Source organism: Clostridioides sp. GD02377, assembly GCF_045899875.1.
In the GTDB taxonomy this organism is placed as follows: Bacteria; Bacillota; Clostridia; order Peptostreptococcales; family Peptostreptococcaceae; genus Clostridioides; species Clostridioides difficile_A.
On the sequence record NZ_JBJODA010000007.1, the window covers coordinates 106,091 to 129,003 of the forward strand.

Annotated in this window: 20 protein-coding genes, 1 pseudogene and 2 riboswitches; of the genes and pseudogenes, 3 read left to right on the top strand and 18 right to left on the bottom strand. The window is 29.3% G+C overall.

What is annotated here, in order from left to right; translation table 11 throughout:
* Positions 1-91 precede the first annotated feature (91 nt).
* The 3 genes from Q3304_RS07775 to Q3304_RS07785 all read right to left on the bottom strand — a co-directional run bounded on the left by Q3304_RS07775 (position 92) and on the right by Q3304_RS07785 (position 2,292).
* Positions 92-673 (bottom strand): sugar O-acetyltransferase, encoded by a 582-nt coding sequence (locus tag Q3304_RS07775; RefSeq protein WP_407813946.1) that lies wholly within the window; start codon positions 671-673, stop codon positions 92-94.
* Positions 674-1,162: 489 nt separating this feature from the next.
* Positions 1,163-1,729: a chromate transporter gene (locus tag Q3304_RS07780; protein ID WP_407813947.1), complete on the bottom strand. Its 567-nt coding sequence runs from the start codon at positions 1,727-1,729 to the stop codon at positions 1,163-1,165.
* On the bottom strand, positions 1,726-2,292 hold the full coding sequence (locus Q3304_RS07785; protein WP_407813951.1) for a chromate transporter: 567 nt from the start codon (positions 2,290-2,292) through the stop codon (positions 1,726-1,728). Before Q3304_RS07785 ends, Q3304_RS07780 begins: the two co-directional genes overlap by 4 nt.
* Before the next feature lie 116 nt (positions 2,293-2,408).
* Here Q3304_RS07785 and Q3304_RS07790 point away from each other — a divergent pair, with 116 nt between their 5' ends.
* Positions 2,409-3,281: a LysR family transcriptional regulator gene (locus Q3304_RS07790; protein WP_407813948.1), complete on the top strand. Its 873-nt coding sequence runs from the start codon at positions 2,409-2,411 to the stop codon at positions 3,279-3,281.
* Between the two features lie 152 nt (positions 3,282-3,433).
* Here Q3304_RS07790 and Q3304_RS07795 read toward each other — a convergent pair whose 3' ends face one another.
* The gene (locus tag Q3304_RS07795) at positions 3,434-4,825 is read right to left on the bottom strand and encodes a metallophosphoesterase (protein WP_407813949.1); all 1,392 of its coding nucleotides are present in this window, start codon (positions 4,823-4,825) and stop codon (positions 3,434-3,436) included.
* 470 nt (positions 4,826-5,295) lie between these two features.
* Positions 5,296-5,392, top strand: a riboswitch (cyclic di-GMP riboswitch).
* A gap of 53 nt (positions 5,393-5,445) precedes the next feature.
* Here Q3304_RS07795 and Q3304_RS07800 point away from each other — a divergent pair.
* Positions 5,446-5,622 carry a hypothetical protein gene (locus Q3304_RS07800; RefSeq protein ID WP_021382611.1) on the top strand — a complete coding sequence of 59 codons (177 nt, stop codon included), beginning with the start codon at positions 5,446-5,448 and terminating at the stop codon, positions 5,620-5,622.
* Positions 5,623-5,927: 305 nt separating this feature from the next.
* Here Q3304_RS07800 and guaA read toward each other — a convergent pair whose 3' ends face one another.
* The 8 genes and pseudogenes from guaA to Q3304_RS07840 all read right to left on the bottom strand — a co-directional run bounded on the left by guaA (position 5,928) and on the right by Q3304_RS07840 (position 15,870).
* Complete coding sequence (guaA, locus tag Q3304_RS07805; protein ID WP_407813950.1) at positions 5,928-7,463, bottom strand: glutamine-hydrolyzing GMP synthase; 1,536 nt, start codon at positions 7,461-7,463, stop codon at positions 5,928-5,930.
* Positions 7,464-7,684: 221 nt separating this feature from the next.
* A riboswitch (purine riboswitch) is annotated at positions 7,685-7,786 on the bottom strand.
* A gap of 59 nt (positions 7,787-7,845) precedes the next feature.
* A pseudogene (larC, locus tag Q3304_RS07810) lies at positions 7,846-9,029 on the bottom strand (nickel pincer cofactor biosynthesis protein LarC).
* Positions 9,030-9,120: 91 nt separating this feature from the next.
* Positions 9,121-9,861: a nickel pincer cofactor biosynthesis protein LarB gene (gene larB / locus Q3304_RS07815; RefSeq protein WP_054268761.1), complete on the bottom strand. Its 741-nt coding sequence runs from the start codon at positions 9,859-9,861 to the stop codon at positions 9,121-9,123.
* A gap of 164 nt (positions 9,862-10,025) precedes the next feature.
* The gene (gene groL, locus Q3304_RS07820) at positions 10,026-11,654 is read right to left on the bottom strand and encodes a chaperonin GroEL (protein ID WP_054275615.1); all 1,629 of its coding nucleotides are present in this window, start codon (positions 11,652-11,654) and stop codon (positions 10,026-10,028) included.
* A 32-nt stretch (positions 11,655-11,686) separates the two neighbouring features.
* A complete protein-coding gene (gene groES, locus Q3304_RS07825) occupies positions 11,687-11,971 on the bottom strand; it encodes a co-chaperone GroES (RefSeq protein WP_003420907.1) in 285 nt (94 codons plus the stop codon).
* Positions 11,972-12,163: 192 nt separating this feature from the next.
* Positions 12,164-13,654 carry a cardiolipin synthase gene (cls, locus tag Q3304_RS07830; protein ID WP_054268758.1) on the bottom strand — a complete coding sequence of 497 codons (1,491 nt, stop codon included), beginning with the start codon at positions 13,652-13,654 and terminating at the stop codon, positions 12,164-12,166.
* Between the two features lie 18 nt (positions 13,655-13,672).
* Positions 13,673-14,548: a DNA-3-methyladenine glycosylase gene (locus Q3304_RS07835; RefSeq protein ID WP_054275613.1), complete on the bottom strand. Its 876-nt coding sequence runs from the start codon at positions 14,546-14,548 to the stop codon at positions 13,673-13,675.
* 290 nt (positions 14,549-14,838) lie between these two features.
* Positions 14,839-15,870 (bottom strand): YeiH family protein, encoded by a 1,032-nt coding sequence (locus Q3304_RS07840; RefSeq protein ID WP_054268756.1) that lies wholly within the window; start codon positions 15,868-15,870, stop codon positions 14,839-14,841.
* A gap of 187 nt (positions 15,871-16,057) precedes the next feature.
* Here Q3304_RS07840 and Q3304_RS07845 point away from each other — a divergent pair, with 187 nt between their 5' ends.
* Positions 16,058-16,948, top strand: coding sequence for a LysR family transcriptional regulator (locus Q3304_RS07845; protein WP_054275612.1), 891 nt, complete (start codon positions 16,058-16,060; stop codon positions 16,946-16,948).
* 51 nt (positions 16,949-16,999) lie between these two features.
* On the opposite strand, the gene Q3304_RS07850 is transcribed toward Q3304_RS07845, so the two are convergent.
* The 6 genes from Q3304_RS07850 to Q3304_RS07875 form a co-directional block, all read right to left on the bottom strand.
* Positions 17,000-17,926, bottom strand: coding sequence for a ketopantoate reductase family protein (locus tag Q3304_RS07850; RefSeq protein WP_054275611.1), 927 nt, complete (start codon positions 17,924-17,926; stop codon positions 17,000-17,002).
* Between the two features lie 210 nt (positions 17,927-18,136).
* A complete protein-coding gene (pyrE, locus tag Q3304_RS07855) occupies positions 18,137-18,721 on the bottom strand; it encodes an orotate phosphoribosyltransferase (protein WP_054268753.1) in 585 nt (194 codons plus the stop codon).
* Positions 18,722-18,805: 84 nt separating this feature from the next.
* A complete protein-coding gene (locus Q3304_RS07860) occupies positions 18,806-19,708 on the bottom strand; it encodes a dihydroorotate dehydrogenase (protein ID WP_054275610.1) in 903 nt (300 codons plus the stop codon).
* On the bottom strand, positions 19,701-20,393 hold the full coding sequence (locus Q3304_RS07865; RefSeq protein WP_074178105.1) for a dihydroorotate dehydrogenase electron transfer subunit: 693 nt from the start codon (positions 20,391-20,393) through the stop codon (positions 19,701-19,703). Before Q3304_RS07865 ends, Q3304_RS07860 begins: the two co-directional genes overlap by 8 nt.
* 38 nt (positions 20,394-20,431) lie before the next feature.
* Positions 20,432-21,352, bottom strand: a complete 921-nt coding sequence (pyrB, locus tag Q3304_RS07870) for an aspartate carbamoyltransferase (RefSeq protein ID WP_407815200.1) — start codon at positions 21,350-21,352, stop codon at positions 20,432-20,434.
* Positions 21,353-21,642: 290 nt separating this feature from the next.
* Positions 21,643-22,665: an NlpC/P60 family protein gene (locus tag Q3304_RS07875; RefSeq protein WP_054268749.1), complete on the bottom strand. Its 1,023-nt coding sequence runs from the start codon at positions 22,663-22,665 to the stop codon at positions 21,643-21,645.
* Positions 22,666-22,913 lie beyond the last annotated feature (248 nt).

Genomic DNA, 22,913 nt, shown 5'->3' on the forward strand with positions numbered 1-22,913 from the left:
CTATTAATAAAAAACTATCCCTAATTTTGAGATAGCTCTTCATTTTAATAATACCTTTGATGTTTACTAAATAGATATATTATAATAGTTCTCATTTATTTTCTCTAATAACATGGCATGGATTCCCATAAGCTATGGTATTGGATGGTATTGACTTCGTCACAACACTTCCTGCACCAATAGTTACATTATCTCCTATCGTTACACCTGGTAAAATAATACTTCCTCCACCAATCCAAACATCATTCCCAATTTTAACTGGAGCAGTTATAGTTTTACAAAATTTAAATCCATCATCAGTTCTTTCTCCAAATCTATCTTTAGCATTTGTTGGATGAAAAGCTGTATATATTTGCACATTAGGGGCAATTAACGCATTATCACCTATTATGATTTCATTATCATCTAAAAAAGTACAATTCATATTTACTTCACAATTATCACCAAAATAAATATTATTTCCATAGTCAACATAAAAAGGTGCAGTAATCCATATATTCTGCCCTCTTTTCCCCAAAAGCTCAGTTAAAATACGTTCTTTATTAATATTGTCATCTGATTTCAAATTATTATACTCTCTAGTTAAATCTTTTGCCTTATGCCATTGATGCAACAATTCTTTATCTCCACAATCATACAATTCTCCTGCTAACATCTTTTCGCGTTCTGTCATTTCATCCTCCTACAATATTTAAGTATTTTAATCAGACATAATATTTAATATTATCCCATGTATATCAGTACAATAAAAAAGTAAATACAAAGATAGTAAGTAACTATAACCTCTACCTAAATTAACTCTATACTGTATATTCACTACACAAATATAACACAAACTATATTTGTATTACAATTCACCACTGTATTGCTTCTTTATTTATATTTGAATTTTAGTACCTAAATTGAACAGTACTTATTGTCCCATTAAAAATTTAAAATTACCATTGAATCTGACACCATGTTAGGGTATATCATGCATTCAGAGAGGTGAATAATAGATGATAATAAACCTTCTATCTATTTAAAATGTAAATATCTTCGCTTTTGACTTTTCGGAAACAGGAAAAAGTGGTGGAAATGAAAAAGATTTAAATTACATTGTTACATATATACGAGAACTCACCCAAACACTAAACTTGTATATTGTGTTTGAGTGATGACATTACAAATAAAAAAATATCCCCACTATACCACTTATTAGCATGATTATGATAGGATTGATTTTCCATTTACGCACTATCAATAACATAACACAAAATATCATTAATGCAACCCAATTTAATTTATTAAGTATAGAGTTGATATCTAATGTACTTGTCCCAAATAATGCAAGTATTATAATTGTAGCTGCGGCTGAAATAATTAAACCTAATGATGCTGACTTTAGACCATTTAACACTTCAAATATGTAAGTAGAATTCTGGTGCTTTTGAAAAAAATTATATAAAAATAGAGATATCACTACTCCACACAATACACAACCTAAGGTAGCCGCAATAGCTCCACATAGACCTCCAATTTGAAGTCCAACAAAAGTAGAAGTATTAACAGCTAATGGACCTGGTGTCATCTGTGAAATAGTTATAATGTCTGTAAACATCTTTTCGCTTATCCATTCAGTTTGACTTACTACTTGCTCTTGAATTAAAGGTATGATTGCATAACCACCACCAATACTAAGCAATCCTATTTTTAAAAATATGAGAAATAAGTTCCAAATTATATTCATTTATTTTTCCTCTTCTTGCAGAACACTCTCACTATACACACACAACAGCAAACAAATAATATGAGAGCTACATTTATACCCATAATGAAATTTGCAAAGAAAGTGACAGGTATCATAACTGATAAAAATATAGATTTTTCTTTTAGTATCATAGAACACATGTCAACAATCAAATCCACGATTAGTGCAGCAACACCAGCCTGCATTCCTTTTAATACTGCGTTAACGATGGCATTGGATATAAAAGTTGTATAAAATATTGATACTAATCCAAGAATAGCAAGTGGGGGTATTATAGCAGATATACAACTAATAACAGCTCCTAAAGTACCTGCTACTCGATAACCTGCCAAAGCAGATAAATTGATTGCAATTGCTCCAGGAGTTGATTGTGCAACTGCAGCCATACCCATCAAATCATCCTCTGTAAAGTATTGCTTCTGTTTTACAAAATAACGTCTAACCATAGGTACAACTACATACCCCCCTCCAAAAGTGAATGTACTAATGAATAAATTGATAGTTAGAAGCCAAAAATATGGTTTTTCACTTTTCTTCAAAATCTACCTCCTTCTTTCTTCCTTCTCTTATTTAGTATATCTCTTGCCCTGCAATCTGTAAAATGATAGAATTTAATAGAATCAATTAATTTTATTCATGTCTAGTGAGGATATTTATTATGAACATAAGATATTTAGAGATTTTAGAAGCAATTGAGCAAACAGGAACATTCACAGGTGCTGCAAAAAAATTACATATTACACAATCTGCAGTATCTCATGCTATAGCTGAACTTGAACAACAGGCTGGCACGGCACTATTTGATAGATTTCCAAGAGGAGTATGTTTGACTAGTTGTGGTATTTCTCTTTTAGAAGAAGCACGCAGTATACTAACCGCTTGTCGCAATTTAGATAAAAGAATTAGCCATTTAGAGGAAAGTACACCCATAAATATTGTATCTAGCATTACAATTGCTTCTTTTTTACTTCCACCAATCTTAAGTCGATTGAAGAATTCATTTCCATCTCTTAAAGTGAATGTACGTGTTGAAAGTGCTAATTCAGCTATGGACATTTTAAAAAGTGGAGAAGCCGATATAGCTTTTTGGGAAGGTATAGAACCACAAGGGGCATTTCGCACAATTCTATTAGGCTCCTATAAATTATGTGTTGCATGTGCTCCAACTTTTCCTTTATCAGAACATGTAATATCTCTACACCAATTATGCACGTTTCCATTGTTGTTGCGTGAAAAAGGAAGTGCTATTCGTGATACTTTAGATAGTGTATTATCTCTTTCCAACCAAAAGGCTTATCCCGTTTGGGAAAGTGTTAATTCTTTTGCACTTATTAAAGCCGCAGAGGCAGGATTAGGTATAACCATTTTACCAGAAAATTTATTATCAGATTCTCTATTACATAATAAATTACGATTGATTAAATTAAATGGTACAGATATGGAAAATAAAATGTTAGCAATCTTACATAAAGATAAAAATATCACACAACCTTTGAAAATAATATTAGACAATATAACCAATATACTTTAGTTTAAAGATTTAATTTCTTAACATCAATTTTTGTTAAATGAAAAAAGTGTGTACTATTCTTTGATATTGTGATATTTTAATTATCATCATTATCTAGAATAAATACACACTTTATTTTAGACATCATCTAAACTGAAATAAGATGATAGTCTCTATTGTATATGTTTTAAATTAATAATATATTCTTTTTTACCTCTCTCAACTCTAAACTTATCGTTTTTGTTAGGATAAATAGTCACAACATTATCTTTATACTCTGATTCATCATATTTTATATTAAGTGGCATAACTTCAGATTCTGCACATAGATAGGTAACAGGCTTATCTTTGTTCATTACAACAATCTGTACCATGCCATCACCCTTTGGAGATGATATATTCCTCCATTTATATCCTACTGTTTTATATATATCCTCTGCAGATGTCCCAGATTTAAAAACATATATTTTATCCCATTCAGGAGTCGTTACTTCTGATAATCTTATCTCGCTCTTATCTTTACTGACTTTATTAACTGAAGAAATGAACTCTCCAAATTTTTCATCTTCTTGATTTTTTTCAAATTTAACTAATTTACTAGTTTTATCAATCACATTCCATTTGTCATTATTTCTCTCTAATTTAAAATTAATCTTAGAAATACATTCTCCATGTTTCCCTGGTTCAGTAACTATAACATTTTCCCCTGATTCATTTTTATAATCATGCTGCTCAATTTGAACATGATTATGTCCAGCAACTATAGCATCAATTCCATCAACTTGTTGCGCTAAGTCTTGTATTCTATTTCCTGGGTTTCTAGGTTTTTTAGGTTTTTCACCTGTATGTGCAACAGCTACTATGATGTCAGGTTTCTCTTTTTTCATTATATTAACCCATTTTTTAGCATCTTCTACCAAATCATTCATATACAGTTCACCATTATATCCTTCTTGGTCTTTTAACTCTAATGATTTAGTATCTACAAGCGCTCCATCTTTCCATTGTTTTCTCTCACCAACTTCTTTTATAGTAAGCCCTAAAATCCCAAGCTTTACATTTCCTTCAGGCGTATTAATATTTTTTATTATGTATGGTTTCGTATAATTTTCTCCATTTTTATTATACGTATTTGCTGATAATATATTTATCTTTTGTTTTTCAAAATCAGATATCATATTATCTAAATAGAATTTATTATTAGATATGAATTCATGATTACCAAGAACTGCAACATCATAACCTACTTCTTTCATATCTTTTGAAATAGGTGTTTCAATATAACTTTCAGAACCTCCATCATTATTTTTTTGTCTAGCGCTAAAATAATCATTCATACTGCTACCTGATACTTCCCCACTATCAAAAAAATCTCCAGCATCTACTAAAGTTAGATTTTTATCTTTTTCTCTTTCTTCTTTTACATAAGAAGTTAATTCATAAGGTATCACACCATGTAAATCAGTAGTCGCTAACACATTTATTTCTGTTGTTTTCTTTGAGGCACACCCAGACATAAGTGCTGCAAATAGAAAAGTAACTACTATAATTGTTTTATTTTTCATAATCCCTCCATATTCTAAAATATTCATTTTAATATACTAACTACCAAGTTATTCTATAGTATTAATATTAATACATTATGTACAGAAATCATATTTATTTTCATATACATAAAATGTTAAAAAATAAAAAACTTGATAACTTCATATCCAATCTCCTTTATCTTATCTTACTTAATATCGTTTTCAACATTATCCAATCGTTGCTAATAAGTATAATTTATATGCTTATCACTGTCAAGTTTAGCTCATCTCCTCTACAATATATCCCAGAATTACCTAATTTCTATCTACTTAATTTATTAACTACTTCTATTTACTCTAATTTATGCCATCTTCTCAATTTAACTTAATCAATACGTCTAGTCCATTTTTTGAAGTAAAATAACATTAATATGCATAAATTTATTCAATTTTCAAATAATCATGTTGAATAATAACTAATTCTGTTGTATTATTGTAGTTGTAGAATAAAACTAAATCGGCAAAGCTAGAGAAATTTAGTGACGCAAAGCTATAGGGACTAAGACTTATAAAATCAATTATAAGTTATGTCAGCCAGTTGCCAAAAAGATATATTCTTTTTGTTTTTCATGAAAGTTTTTTAGGGGGATAAATATATTATGTTTGGAGATAAAATGGATAGATGTACACATATATTGACTGCTTATATTGGTAGTCCATATGATTATTGTGATTTTATAGATACACAACTAGATGATTTTATACTAGAGTACGGAGAAAATGTGGTAGAATCTTGCCTACATCAGGTGATGATATTGGTAAGTAAGTATAATTAGGTAGGTTTTATTTTCTAGAAAGACCTTTTTAGTTTTATCTACATTTAAATAATCTTATAGTAAAAAATTTTAATATCATATATTAGTTCTACTACAATTAAACTTGGTCAATATCGAAAAAAATCTGGACAAATTTATTATAAATTAAGTAGTTATGAAATCGAAGAAATAATAAAAGGATTTGAAAATCTATTATTTAAATAAATTTGATTAATATAGATAAACAAGTCTAGGTAAGTTTATTATTAGATAAATTTAAAAAGCTATAAACCTTGTAATTACAAAGTTTATAGCTTTTTTATTTATTATTCCCACTCGATAGTCCCTGGTGGTTTAGAAGTTATATCATAAACTACTCTATTTACTCCATCAACTTCATTTATTATTCTATTAGAAATTCTTTCTAATACATCATAAGGCATCTTATACCAGTCAGAAGTCATTCCATCAGAAGAAGTAACTGCTCTTAAACCAACTAGATAAGCATATGTTCTTTCATCTCCCATAACTCCAACAGTTTTAACATCTGGTAATGTTGCAAAAGCTTGCCATATTTCTCTATATAGACCTGCTTTTCTAAGCTCGTCCATATAAACAGCATCAGCTTCTCTTAAGATGTCACATTTTTCTTTAGTTACATCACCTATAACTCTTATTCCTAAACCTGGCCCTGGGAAAGGATGTCTAAAGATTAATCCTTCTTCTATACCAAGCTCTAATCCTATTTTTCTAACTTCATCTTTAAATAACTCTCTTAATGGTTCTACAATTTCTTGGAAGTCTACATCTTCTGGAATTCCACCAACATTGTGATGAGATTTTATTGTAGCAGCATTTCCATGTCCACTTTCTATAACATCTGGATAGATTGTTCCTTGAACTAAGAAATCCATTTTTCCTAATTTATTTGATTCTTCTTCAAATACTCTTATAAATTCTTCACCTATTATTTTTCTCTTAGCTTCTGGCTCAGATACTCCTTTTAACTTAGATAAGAATCTATCTTCTGCATTAACTCTTATTAGATTTATATCAAATTTTTCTCTAAATATTCTTTCTACATCATTTCCTTCATTTTTTCTAAGTAATCCATGGTCAACAAATATACAAGTTAAATTGTCCCCAATTGCTCTATGAATAAGAACTGCAGCAACAGAAGAATCAACTCCTCCACTTAAAGCACATAAAGCTTTTTTATCACCTATTTTTTCTTTTAATTCTTTTATCTTATCTTCTATAAATGAATCTGTAGTCCAGTCACCTTTTACCTTACAAATATTGTATAAGAAATTTGTAAGTATCTTATCACCTTCTAAACAGTGTTCTACTTCTGGATGGAATTGAACTCCATATAAGTTTTGTTCTACATTTTCCATAGCCGCTACTGGACAATCGTTAGTATTTGCAACTATATTAAATCCTTCTGGAATTTTTTCTATTAAATCTGTATGACTCATCCATACACTATTTGTAGTTATACCTTCAAATAATGATGATTTTCCATAAGTTATAGCCGTTTTTCCATACTCTTTTTCTTGTTTATTACCTTTTCTTACAACTCCGCCTAAGACATGAGACATTATTTGAATACCATAGCATATTCCAAGTATTGGAACTCCTAGTTCAAATATTTCTTTTGATATTGTTGGTGAATCTTCTAAATATGCGCTATTTGGTCCACCTGTAAATATTATCCCTTTAGGATTTTTTTCTTTTATTCTTTCTATGCTTGCAGTACATGGAAGTATTTCACAATATACGTTGTTTTCTCTAACTCTTCTAGCTATCAACTGATTATATTGTCCTCCAAAATCTATTACAAGTACTAATTCATGTTTCATAAATTTACATCTCTCCTTGTATAATATAGTTTTTATATATTTATTTTAACACAATACAGTCTAAATTATATTAAATCTTTTTACACAAAAAACCTGTATAGTAACTTCCATAATTTCTAACAAAAGTGAAATTACTATACAGGCTTCCAAAATGCCCTTTATCTTATAGCCAACACATAGGGAGTATAACTCAGCCTACACATTTACTTAACTAGGTCTTTTGGTATAATAATTTCACTCATAGTCAAGATATTTACGGTATCTTGGTAGAGACTCTCAGACCATATTTCTGAGCATATACGAGTGAGTTTATATTTTATATATTTTTTTCTGTTTGCTTTTATTTAATAAAGCTGAGTATTAATTTATCAAAATTTATTGCTTATGTCAATAAGTTTTCACTAAATTCTTCTTTTATTCTAAAATTTATATCAGCAAACACTTTTTTTATAGGAATATCTTCATTTTTTGCTATAGTTTTACATTCATTGTATTCTGGAGTAGCCTTTATTAGTTTATCTTTATAATATCCTAATTTTACTGTAACTACTCCATATTTTGTATCCAATTTTACAAATTTTCTATCTAGAATTTCTCTATTGTAGAAATTATATCGCACTCCAAATGTGCTAGTTTCTAAAAGTAATATTTTAATAAATTTTTCTAAATCTGATTCATTACATAAAATTGATACTTTTGTTGCAGGTCTATTCTTCTTCATATAAATGCTCTCTGTATAAATATCTAATGCTTTCTCATTTAATACTTTTTCATACAAATAAGAATAGATTTCTGAAGACATATCATCAATGTTTGCACTAATTTCATAAATTAATTCTTCTTTTTTTTTTCACCTAATACAGTTCTCAACATATTTGGTACTTCAAATTTCTTATGACCTATACCATATCCAATTTGTTTTGGAGAAAATTCAAACTCATCTACAAACTCATCACATAAAACTTTTATGATTGCAGCTCCTGTTGGAGTTGTACATTCTCCTTTTACATTATTTAATTTAATTGGCACACCTTTTAAAATTTCCATAGTTGCAGGTGCAGGTATAGGTATAATTCCATGCTCACATTTTGCAAAACCTGAACCAACAGTCACTGTACTAGCACAAACTTTATCTATACAAAGTAAATCAACTAATATAGAAGCTCCTACTATATCCACAATTGAATCTATAGCCCCTACCTCATGAAAATGTATCTTATCTATTGTAGTTCCATGAACTTTAGCCTCTGCTTCGCCAATTACCATAAATATTTTTTTTGCATTAGATTTTACATTTTCATTTAGACCACTTTCATCTATAATCTCAAATATATCCACTAAATTTCTATGTGTGTGTGTTTCTTTTGTAATTACTTCTACTTTTGTACCTACTATTCCATTCTCATTTTTTGAGCTGATGTTTATGTTAAATTCATCGCTCATTTTTAGTTTATGAATTTCCTCCAAAAAAATTTCCTTAGGCACACCTAAATTTAATAAACTTGCAAGGGTCATATCCCCTGATATACCGCTTATTATATCAAAATAAAGTATTTTTTCACTCATATATGTCTCCTCAATTTTAATAGTAAAATATAATAGAAATTAGATTTTATTATATAATTTATGTTTAATTTATATCAATATATTTTATTTATTATAGCTTATTTATCATTGCCGCTAAATATCCTGCGCCAAATCCATTATCAATATTTACAACAGATATTCCAGATGCACAGCTATTTAACATAGCCAGCAATGCTGCTAACCCTCCAAAATTTGCTCCATATCCAACAGAAGTTGGGACAGCTATTACTGGGACATCAACCAATCCTCCAACTACACTTGCAAGAGCGCCTTCCATTCCTGCAACAGCCACTATTACTCTAGCACTATCTATTTTATGTCTTTTATTTAAAAGCCTATGTATGCCTGCCACGCCTACATCATAGATTCTATCAACATCATTACCCAGAAATTTAGCTGTATAATATGCTTCATCTGCTACTGGTATATCAGAAGTTCCTCCTGTAGCAATCACAATTTTGCCCTTTCCTATATTCTCTATAGCATGATTTTGAATTTTGAGAATTTTAGATAACTCTTCATATTCAGCATGATTATATATTTCTTTAATTTTTATAAAGGTTTCTTTTCTACATCTTGTCCCCAATATATTAGAGCCTTTTTGATTCATTTTATCAATAATTCCTAAAATATGTTCGTCACTCTTTCCTTCACAATAAATAACTTCTGGATATCCATTTCTTAGTTCTCTATGATGGTCTATGTTTGCATAGCCAAGGTCTTCATATGGTAAATCTTTTAATCTATCTAATGCAACATCTATATCTATGTTCTCATTTTTAACTTCTTCAAGCAACTTTCTTAAGTCCATAATCTCGCATCCTTTTTAATTTTGATTTTTTATCTAATAACAATTATACCTCAATTAGTATTTATGTAACATTACTTATACATAAAAGAACTATTCCAACTTAGAAATTAAAACTAAGTCAGAATAGTTCTTTATATTAAGATTTATGTTCTAAATTTTTTAAATTACATCATTCCTGGCATTCCGCCACCCATTCCTGGCATTCCTGCATCTTCTTTCTCAGGAAGGTCAGCAACAGCAGCTTCAGTAGTTAAGAAAGTACCTGCTATTGATGCAGCATTTTGTAAAGCACTTCTACTAACTTTAGTTGGGTCAACTATACCAGCTTCTATCATATTTACATATTTTTCATTTAATGCGTCAAATCCAGTTTCTGCTTCAGAATTAACAACATTTTGTACAATTACAGCACCTTCAAGACCAGCATTTATAGCTATTTGTCTCAATGGCTCCTCTAATGCTTTTTTAACTATTTGAGCACCTAGTTTAACTTCTCCTTCTAAACTATCAACTAGTGTGCCTATTGCTGGTATAACACTAACAAAAGCAGTTCCTCCACCAGCTACTATTCCTTCTTCTACTGCTGCTCTAGTTGCATTAAGAGCATCTTCTATTCTTAGCTTTCTTTCTTTTAACTCCACTTCTGTAGCAGCCCCAACTTTTATAACCGCTACTCCTCCAGCAAGCTTAGCTAATCTTTCCATTAGTTTTTCTCTATCAAAATCTGAAGTAGTTTGCTCTACTTGATGTTTAATTTGAGCTACTCTATCTTCTATAGCTTTTTTATCTCCAGAACCATCTACTATTGTAGTGTTTTCTTTAGTTACTTTAACAGATGAAGCTCTACCTAACATAGATAAATCAGCTTCTTTTAAATCATAACCTAATTCTTCTGATATTACTTGAGCACCTGTAAGTATTGCTATATCTTGAAGCATTTCTTTTCTTCTATCTCCAAATCCTGGAGCTTTAACTGCTACTACATCAAATGTTCCTCTTAATTTATTAACTACTAATGTAGACAATGCTTCACCTTCTACATCTTCAGCTATTATCAATAATTTTTTACCTTGTTGAACTATTTGCTCAAGAACTGGTAGTAATTCTTGTATGTTAGATATCTTTTTATCAGTAATTAATATATATGGGTCATTTAAAACTGCTTCCATCTTATCTACATCTGTAACCATATATGCAGAAACAAATCCTCTATCAAACTGCATACCTTCAACAGCATCTAATTCAGTATTCATAGTTTGAGATTCTTCAACAGTTATAACTCCATCTTTCCCTACTATTTCCATAGCCTCTGCTATTAATTTTCCAACTTCTTCATCTCCAGCAGATATAGAAGCAACTTGAGATATAGCTTCTTGTGTTTCCACTATTCTTGATTGATTTTTTAATTCTTCTACTGCTACTATTACTGCTTTTTGTATCCCTTTTCTTAATAATATTGGGTTAGCCCCTGCTGTTACATTTTTTAAACCTTCTCTTATTATAGCTTGTGCTAAAACTGTAGCAGTTGTAGTACCATCTCCAGCTACATCATTAGTTTTTGTTGCAACTTCTTTAACTAATTGAGCACCCATATTTTCAAATCTATCTTCTAACTCTATCTCTTTTGCTATAGTTACACCATCATTAGTTATAAGTGGAGAACCAAATTTTTTATCTAATATAACATTTCTTCCTTTTGGTCCTAATGTTACTTTTACTGTATCTGCTAATTTATTTACACCAGCTTCTAAAGCTCTTCTTGTTTCCTCTGAAAATTTAATTTCTTTAGCCATTTTAAACCCCTCCTAATAAACTTATTCTATATTTATTCAATAACAGCTAATACATCACTTTGTCTTAGTATTGTATACTCTTGTCCTTCTATCTTAACTTCTGTTCCAGAATATTTTTGGAATATAACTTTATCTCCTACTGTTAATTCCATTTTTATTTCTTTTCCTTCAACTATTCCACCTGGTCCAACTTCTACAACTTCAGCTATTTGAGGTTGCTCTTTAGCTGCTCCTGGTAAAACTATTCCACTTGCAGTTTTTTCTTCTGCTTCTACTTTTTTAATTACTACTCTGTCAGCTAATGGTCTTATTTTCATTCTTTACGCCTCCTAAAATATTAAGTATAGACTAGTTCGCCTATGTTTTTAGTTATTTTTAAATTAATACTACTTTTATATGTAGATTTATATATATACTTTTTATTTATTATCACTCTATTCAATAGAGTGCTAACAATTATTATAATATACCAATCACACATAATTTTCAATACCTTTTTTAATAATTTTTTATAATATTGGTGAAAATAATCTGGCTACAGATTCTTTAATTTTTTGTATAATACTTCTATTCTTAAATACCTCCAGATTAAGTTCTTCACAGTGACTTAAATCTTCAAAGAAATCATCTGTCATTACTCCAATAACTTCTTCATCATAGATAAATGCATTTACTTCAAAGTTAAGCATAAAACTTCTTAAATCCATATTAGCTGTCCCTGCAGAAGCAATTTTATCATCTATTATTACGACTTTAGAATGTATAAATCCTTTATTATACAAATAAACCTTACCACCTGCTCTTAATATTTCTTCAAAATAGGAATAGGATGCTATGTTTACTATCTTGTGGTCTGCAATTTTTGGAAATATTATTCTAACATCTACTCCACTAAGTGCAGCACTTTTTATAGCTTTTAGTAAACTCTCATCTGGGATAAAGTACGGTGTTTCTATATAAACATTTTGCCTAGCTTGGCATATTGCAGAAAAATAAGCATAATGAATATCTTCCCAATCACTATCTGGACCACTTGCAACAACTTGTATCATACTTTCGCCTACATTTCCAACACTTGGAAAATAATTTTTAGTTACTAAAACTTCTTTTGTTGTATAATACCAGTCAATCAAGAATGTCATTTGAAGCATATATACAGAAATACCTTTAATTCTAATGTGAGTATCTCTCCAATACCCAAACTTATCATCTTTGCCTAAATATTCGTCTCCTATATTTATTCCACCTGTATATCCAATTATTCCATCAATAACAACAATTTTTCTATGATTTCTATAGTTCAATTTTCCTCCTATTATAGGAAATTTTGTAGGTAAAAATGCTGCTATTTCTATACCAACTTCTCTCATTTCTCGGAAGAATTTTCTATTAAACCAAAATCTCCAACATCCTACATCATCATATAAAATTCTTATTTTGACTCCTTCTTTGGCTTTTTTTATAAGCTCTTCTTTTAACACCCTACCTATATCACTATCTTTGATAATAAAGTACTCTAGATGGATATGGTCTTTTGCTTCTCTTATATCTTCTATAAGCCTTTTAAACTTTTCATTTCCATCTACAAAGACATCTACTTTATTATTTTTAGTAAATGGAAACATACCAGTCTTTAAAAGCATATTTATTACTCTTTTTCTGTAACTACCATCTTCTTCGTCTCTTAAAAGCTTATTTTGCTTTATAGATTCTTTTTCTAGTTCAACGATTTCTGTTATCTTTTCTAACGTATCAAAAAGTTTCTTTTCTTTTATATTGTTAGCTAGTTTTTGAGTCTTAAATAATTTTCGCTTTCTAATATTTCTACCTGAAATAGCATATACAATTAGACCGATTCCTGGAAATATAATAAACATCAATAACCAGGACATGGTTTTTGCAGGATCTCTATTTTCAAGTAATATAATCACAGAAATTATGGCTCCAGCTAGATATGATATAATTAAATAGAACAGAAATATTGTGCCTATTACTCCCATAATTCCTCCCCCTTAATTTTATTTTCCTATACCAAGTTCTCTTGCATAGTAAAATAAATACTGTTGAGCAAATCCAGACATATCTCCGAATTTATCAATGCCATAAGTTCTCATTTTAGGTAGACTCATATCTTCATCTATGTAGAACTCTTGCATAACCCTCTTAACCCAAACATCAACTGGAAAAGAATCATATTTTTGCATGCCAAATAATGCAATACAATCACATACTTTTGGTCCTACTCCATTGAATTTTAAAAGTTCTTTTCTACAGTCATCTGTAGTTAAATTTGTATATTCAGATACCTTATCATTATTTTCTATAACCGCCTCTGTAGTACTTTTTATGTACTTATCTCTAAAGCCTGTTTGACATGCTCTTATTTCCTCTTGTGAAGCCTTATTTAGCTCTTCTGGTGTTGGGAATGCGTAGTATTCATTACCTTCGTACTCACCTATGTACTTGCCAAATTTTTTTGATAAATTTTCTATAGCTCTTTGTATCATAGGAATTCTATTATTAGAAGAAATTATAAATGATATAAGCATTTCCCATCCATCTTGTCTTAGTATTCTTATTCCACATCCAAACTCAGTAGCCTTATTTAAATATTCATCCATATTTTTTAGCTTATTTTTTATTTCTGTATAATCAGTTCCTAAATCAAAGTAATTATACCAAATACTATTAAACTCCTCTAAATTTGTATTATTTAAATATATCTTATCATTTTCTTTTTTTACATTTAATATTCTACCCTTTGCAACGCCAGTGTATGAGTCATCTTCTTGTTTGTGCCATCTAAAACATTGACCACACTCAAATATATGTTTTGGATCAAAATCTGTTACCCCTTCTAGTATAACTCCATTATCCTTTTCATAAACATTCATAACTAAATCTCCTTAATATTTATATTTTTGCTTTGTCTATTTATTTAAAAACTTAACTTTAATATGTGTATTTTACTTATTTTAACACAAAGATAAGCAATTTCAAAATTTATAATGTTATTATTATGTAAAATAATATTTTACTTTAAATTTTCACTTAAAATAAAAAATGAATTTCTATAAGTTTATACCCATCTAAACTTATAGAAATTCATTTTTTATTTATATTATAAATTATTAGTATCATATTATTTTAATTAATCAAGCTAATATTAAAAATGTTTTTTATATTATATAAATATTTTTATTAAAACTATAGCTGATACAACTTGCACTATACCTACAAATAAACCATATAAAGAAACTTCTTTACCTTGTTTCACTAAGTCTTTTACATTAACCTTTAAACCAATTGCTGCTAAAGCTATTATTTCAAATTTGTTACTTATTTCTTTGCATAATACAGATATATCTTTTGGTATAATATTCATTGAGAAAAGTGCACAAGTTATAAAAAATCCAATTACATACCATGGTATATTTACTTTTTTCTTTTTTATCTCATCCTTTTCTTCTTCAAATATTTCACTATTAGACTGATTTTTCATATGCCCAAATACTAATACTACAACAACCAAAAATATTACTCTTACTATTTTAAAAATAGTTGCCAAATCTTTTACATTTTCTCCAACTATCGCCCCACTTGCTACAACTTGACCAATTGACTGCAAAGTTCCTCCTATCATTGCTGATGTTTTTACTAGCTCATGGCTATATAAAAATTGAGATATTATTGGAAGTAAAAACATAAGAAATATACCAGTAACATTTACAATAGTTATTGCAATTCCCTTCTCTTTGTCTGTAGCATTAACTACTGGAACTGTTGCTCCTATAGCAGAAGAACCACATACTGCGTTTCCACTTGCCATTAGAAATCTAAAATTTTCTTCAAAACCTAATTTTTTACCTATATAAAGTGCTGCTACTATTGTTATTGTCATTTGTAACATTATAAATAAGATTCCTGAAACTTTTAAGTCTATTAGAGTAGATACACTGAGTGTCGCTCCTAATAGTACTATTGAATATGATAGCAAATCTGTCTCTGAAAATTTATAACCTTTTTGAAACACCTTTTGATTTAAGAATAAATTTCCTACAAACATACCCAAAAATATAGAAATTGATGCGGCTCCTACTTTAGGAATTAGAGTAGAAATAAATATACTAATATAACCTACTAATACTGATACAAATAGCCCTGGTAATATTTCTTTTATATTTTTTAATGTTAGACAGCTTTTATTCTTTAACATAATATACCTACCTTATAATTAATATAGTTTTCTTTACAATAATAGTATATAATTGTAATAACCATAAGTAAAATAAATATATAATATCGTAATGATTAATATTTTTGATGGTTATTACATCTAGTATAATTATTTGTAGAAAACATATAAAAAATGTAAACTTTCATTAAGTAAGGGAGGTATAAAATTGTTTGAAGAATTAAAAACATTTGTGGCTGTTGTTGAATATAAAAATTTTACTAAAGCTGGTGAATACTTAAATTTATCTCAGCCAAGTGTAAGTAAACACATTAAAAATCTAGAAAATTATTTTAAAGTCGTACTTATAAACAGGTCTATTAAACAAAAGACTATTTTTATAACAGAAAGTGGACAAATATTGTATAAAAGAGCTAAGGAAATATTAAATCTTTTAAACATTACCTATCATGATGTAAGTCAGGTTTCAGATGCTATAACTGGTCGCTTAAAGATTGGTGCAAGTTTAACTATTGGTGAGTATATTCTGCCTAATTTCTTAGCATTATTTTCACAAAAATATCCTGACATAGATGTAGAAATTTTCATAGAAAATACATCAATTGTGTCTTCTCATGTTAAAGATTATGTTTTAGATATTGGACTTATTGAAGGCACTTGCTCTTCACCTTCATTTATTCAAGAATATTTTTTTGAAGATAAGATGGTTTTAGCACTTCCATATAATAGCCCTTTGTTAAAAGACTTCAGCTTTGAAAAGCTACAAGACCAGAAGTGGATAGTTAGAGAAGATGGCTCTGGCACTAGAGATTATTTAGATATGTTTTTAAGTGTTAAAGAGATTATTCCAAAAAGTATGATGGTCTTTGGAAGTAACTATGCTGTCAAAGAATCTGTTAGAAATAATTTAGGAATTACAATAGTATCTAATCTAGTGACAAGCTTACCAGTTTTAAATAATGAACTGTCTGTCATAGAGCTTGGAAGCAACTACAACAGACACTTCTCATATATATATCCAAAGGATATAACTTTATCAAAAGCAGCAAATATTTTTATTGATGAATTAAAAATATTTAGTAATTTAAATAGTTTATAATATTATCTAGATTTAAAATCAACAATTACCAAAGTTATTTATAAAGACTATTTAAAATCTACTTTCAATTACTTTTATCATATAAAAAAAAGTCTGATTTATAGGTGTAGATATGTTGTATTTCTTTCCAAGTTCACAAATATTCTTAGAAAACATATCTACTTCTGTAAGTCTATGAGCTTCTACATCTTGAAGCATTGATGTTCTTCCTTCTTTTGAATGTTCCAGTATTCTATGTAACGAATTTTCCACATCATCTTCTGTAAGACCTATCCCTTTTGCCTGAGCTATAGCAACTACTTCTCTCATTGCAGATTTTGCCAATTCTCTTAGATGCTCAGAGCTTTGGAATACCCCATAAGATGCGCCAAGTATAGCTGAGGTTTGATTTACACCAATGTTAACCATGTATTTCCACCACATATCTCTTTGAATATCTTTTGATAAAACATATTCTATATTTACACTATTAAAGACTTCTGTTATTATATTAGTTTTTCTATCTTCACTATTATCTTTGTTCCCAAATACAATTATTCCATTAGTAGTATGTATAATATTATTATTAATTTTCTTAGCATCTATATTAGTGACATATGAATATACCATTTTTTCAATTCCAAATCTTTCTCCTATTATATCTTCACTATCAACTCCATTTAATAAAGACATTATTACTGTATTTTTTCCAACTAATCCGTCTAATTCTCTTATATTTTCCCTTAAATTATTATATTTCAAGCCTATAATTATAAAATCAGCCTCTTGTTTATACTCATCCCTAGTTACATAATCAAAATCATACCTTTTCTCATTTATTATGAATCCATCTTCTAAATATCTTTTCTTTCTTTTCTCATCACAAAGAATTTTAAAATCATATTTAGAATTTAAAAATTGTTCTGCGAAAGTAGCTCCTACAGCCCCTACTCCAAAAAATACAACCTTTTTCTGAGTTTCATTCAATTGATTTTTCATACTTACCCCTCCTCAATATATAATAATTTTTTTATATTATACTTATATTGTACTGCTATTATCTCTTTTTTTGTAAATATATTTTTAACAAAAAAACAGTTAGCCTTATTTGCAAGGCTAACTGTTTTTATCTTTGATTTATATTATATAATATTAGTTTTACTCTAAAAAATTTACATTCTTTAAATACCACTAAACTTAATTGAGTTATTACATCCCTAATTCTTTAAATTCTCTACTTCCAGGTTTAACAACTGGTAATTTTCCTTCTTTGCATAAAGGACATTCATCAGATTCATAAACTTGTATATCAAGCTTTATAGCACTATATATAGGCATACCTATATCATGATTAGTTCTATCTGCTATACATGCAACACCTATAACTTCTCCACCTAATGCTTCCAATACTCTTTTTGTTTCTATAGTTGATTTACCAGTAGTTACAACATCTTCAGCAATTATTATCTTTGCACCTTTTTTAACTTCAAATCCTCTTCTTAACTCCATTGTATTGTCTTTTCTCTCAGTAAATACAGCTTCTTTTCCTAACTGTCTTCCTAACTCATAAGAAACTATTACTCCTCCCATTGCTGGCCCTACTACTAAGTCTATATCTAAGTCTTTTATTTGTTCAACAACTGTACTTAGTACTTCAGCAGCATACTCTGGAAATCTTAATACCTTTGCACATTGTACATATCTATTGCTATGCTTTCCTGAAGATAATAAAAAATGTCCTTCTAATAATGCATCACTCTTCTTTAATATATCTACTACATCTACTTTACTCATATTATTTTTCCTCCATATTAATGTTATAAAATTATTGTTTATTTAATCTATATCTTTTATTTTTTAAGTACTATTTATACTATATTATATAATTCCTTTGATTTCTTTCAAACTCTTTATTCCTTCTTTTTCCATAAAGTCATTAATTCCATCTATTATTTCAAGACCGATTTTAGGATTCATAAAGTTTGCAGTTCCAACTTGAATACAAGTAGCTCCTGCCATTATAAATTCTATAGCATCTGTAGCCTTAGTTATTCCGCCCATTCCCATTACAGGTATATTTACATTTTTACACACTTCATGTACCATTCTTAGAGCTATAGGTTTTATAGCTGGTCCAGATAATCCTGCATAGACATTCTCAAATACTGGTCTTCTATTTTTTATATCAATTGCCATCGCCTTAAAAGTATTCACTAGAGATACTCCATCAGCACCCTCTTCTTCACAAACTTTTGCCATTCCTACAATATCTTCTGCATTGGGTGATAGTTTTATTACTAAAGGTAGTTTCGTTATGTTTCTTACCTCACGAACAACTTCTCTTGCTACTTCATTTTTTATACCAAAAGCCATCCCCCCAGCTTTAACATTTGGGCAAGATATATTCAATTCAATAATATCTATAGGTTTGTCATTTAACATTTGAACACCTAATAAATAGTCTTCTAATGTTCCACCTCCAACATTAGCTATTCTAACCAAGTCTAATTCACTAAAGAAAGGTAATTCATTATCTATAAATCCTTGAACTCCAGGATTTTCAAGTCCAACACTATTCATCATGCCAGATGGTGTTTCATGAACTCTCATACCATTGTTTCCAGGCTTTTTATTTAAAGTTAGTCCTTTACTGCTTATACCACCAAGTTTTTGTATATCATAAATGTCATTATATTCTCTTCCAAATCCAAAAGTTCCAGACGCCATTATTACTGGATTTTTAAATTCTATATTTCCAAATTTTACACTTAAATTAGCCATTAAAAATCACGTCCTCTCCCCAGAACACTGGACCATCTTTACAAGTCTTTTTATTTCCTTCATTAGTTTTACATGTACATACTAAACAAGCACCGATTCCACATGCCATATGGTTTTCAAGAGATACCATAATTCTTGTTTTAGTACCTTCTACCATCTTAACTAATTTTTCCATCATTGGAGTTGGACCACATGTTAATATGTAATCATATTTCTCCACATCAATTATATCTGTTACAAAAGTATTACCTACTGTTGTATGGACTTCGTTACACACTTGCTTATACTCATCTTCTAATATAACATCTTCTCTAAATCCAAGATATGCGTCACAGTTTTTTATATTTTTAGCAACTAAGTATAGTGGGGCCACACCGATTCCGCCTCCTACTAAAGCTACTTTTCCATCAACCTTAGTATATCCATTACCATAAGGTCCTTCTAACTTTATAGTATCATTTACTTTTAGGTTACTTAAAATTTGAGTTCCTTCTCCTACTACTTTATAAAGAAAAGTTATTCCTTCTTCATCTATATCATGTATACTTATAGGTCTTGAAAGTACTGGATAAGTATCCCATGCTCTTAGCATATAAAACTGTCCCATCTTACCTTCAAAATTACCTTTTACTTTCATTCTATACATATCTTCGCCTATGTATATATTCTCCAGAATTTTATACATCCCAAAATCTCCTTTATTTTACTATTATATGAGAGTTATTAATCTTCATTTATACCTAAAAGCTTTATTATTAAAGCCATTCTAACATACATTCCATATTTAGCTTGTTTAAAATATACAGCTCTATCATCATCATCTACATCTATATCTATTTCATTTACCCTTGGTAATGGATGCATTACTAACATGTCTTTAGATGCTTTTTCTAATTTAGATTTATTTAAAATATAATAGTTTTTAAGTCTTTCATATTCTGATTTATCTTCAAATCTTTCTTGTTGAACTCTAGTCATATATAAAACATCCAAACTTCCTATAACATCATCTAAATTATTAGTCTCATAATATGCATGTCCTTTTATAGCTTCTTTTATATAGTCTGGCATTTTCAATTCTTCAGGCGCTATAAATACAAACTTTGTATTTTTATATCTGGCCATAGCCTTAACCAAAGAATGCACAGTTCTTCCATATTTTAAATCACCACATAATCCTATTGTATGGTTTTCTAAAGTTCCTTTTAATGATTTTATAGTAAGTAAATCTGTAAGTGTTTGGGTTGGATGTTGATTCCCGCCATCTCCTGCATTGATAAATGGCACTTCCGTAAATCTAGCAGCCTCTGAAGCTGCACCTGATTGAGGATGTCTCATAGCTATTATATCAACATAACCAGATACTATTCTCATCGTATCACCTAAAGTTTCACCTTTTGATGCAGATGATGAACTAGGCTCTGAAAAACCTACAACACGACCTCCAAGTCTGTTCATTGCAGATTCAAAGCTTAATCTTGTTCTTGTTGATGGTTCATAAAATAATGTAGCTAATAGTTTGCCTTCACATATACGAGAATATTTTGACGGATTGTCAATTATTTTTTGAGCTAATTCTAATATTTTATCTATTTCTTCTATTGAAAAGTCTTCTGGTTGGATTAAATTTCTTGATTTTAACATCTTTCGTCCTCCTTTTTTAGCCTCTCTGAACTAAAATTAAAAGTATTTTTGTACTGTTAGTAGCTTACCACCTTTGCCTTATCCTGTCAAGGGATTGCACAAATAATCATTATATGGAAAGACTACTATTTAATAGTAATATCAGCCTTAATATTGGTCAAATGTAAACCAATACAAAAACGCTCTATATTACATTTAAAATATAATCATTTTTTGTTACCTGATTAAATTAAATATAGTATAGAGCGTTTATATTTATGTATTTATCAATTTGTCATATTACAAGTTGATTATAATATTCTTTTTGCTGTAACAAATCTTGCTGTATAGTATGCTGAATTTATACTAGTCACACGAACTGTTTTCCCTGTTGATGGAGAATGTATCATATTACCTCCACCTACATATATACCAACATGGCTAACAGAACCAGAACCATTAGTTGTGAAGAATACTAAGTCTCCTGGCTGTAAATTTGCTTTACTTACAGTTTGTCCATAATTAGATTGTGCTTTAGATGTTCTTGGTATTTTCTTTCCTACTGCATTTCTATATACATATTGTGTAAATCCAGAACAGTCAAAAGTGTTTGGTCCTTCTGCTCCCCAAACATATGGGCAACCTTGCTTAGAATAAGCCAAGTTAAGTACAGCTTGAACTGCATTAGAGTTAGCTGTTGGCACATTTGAATTATTGTTTTGTTGAGTGTCATTTGCATTATTTTGTTGATTGTTATTTGTAGAATTTCCATTTTGATTAACACTTGGATTTACTTCTGGTTCTTCTATTACTGGAGCTTTATCTGATATATAAGATGCTTTTACATACCCTTCGGTTCCTCCATCTTTAACTTTCAACCATTCTCCACTTTCTTCCAACACCAATAAAGAGCTTCCTTTTTCTAGCTCTTCGATTACTTCTGAACTTTCGCTCTTATCTTTTCTTAAATTTACTTTATCAGCGTTAGTATATCCTACACCTTCAGATATATCTACATATCTAGTAGCTAACCAACCTTCTCCATCTTCAACTTTAACCTTAACCCATTCCCCTTGAATTCCTAGAACAGTAAATTCATCTCCAGAATAAGCTATGTTTTGAACTTGACCTTCTTCTCTTATCTTTATAGCTACTCCATCTTTTATCTTTGCAACTTTATATTTTACTTCTTTATATTCGCCTAAATTTAATTCAGTATTTGTTTTATCATCCTTATTTTGAGATGAATCATTTACTTCATCCGCATTTACAATTGAACTTACTGATAATGCCATAACTGATGCAAATACTGGTATTAATATCTTTTTCTTCACGATAAACCTCCTAAAATTTTCCCATAATTATCTTATGATTCTATTTTGTAGGTGAAGTGTACCTAAGGATAAAATATTAATACACAATACATTAATAAAAGCTCTATCTGTAACTTTTTTGTAAACCACTTTATATAACTTTTATAGTATCATTATATTAATAAAATAAATCAATTAGTTTATCCAATATGTCACCTAAATATACATTATTTACTTAATTATATAATACGAGTCTGTAAAAGTAAAGA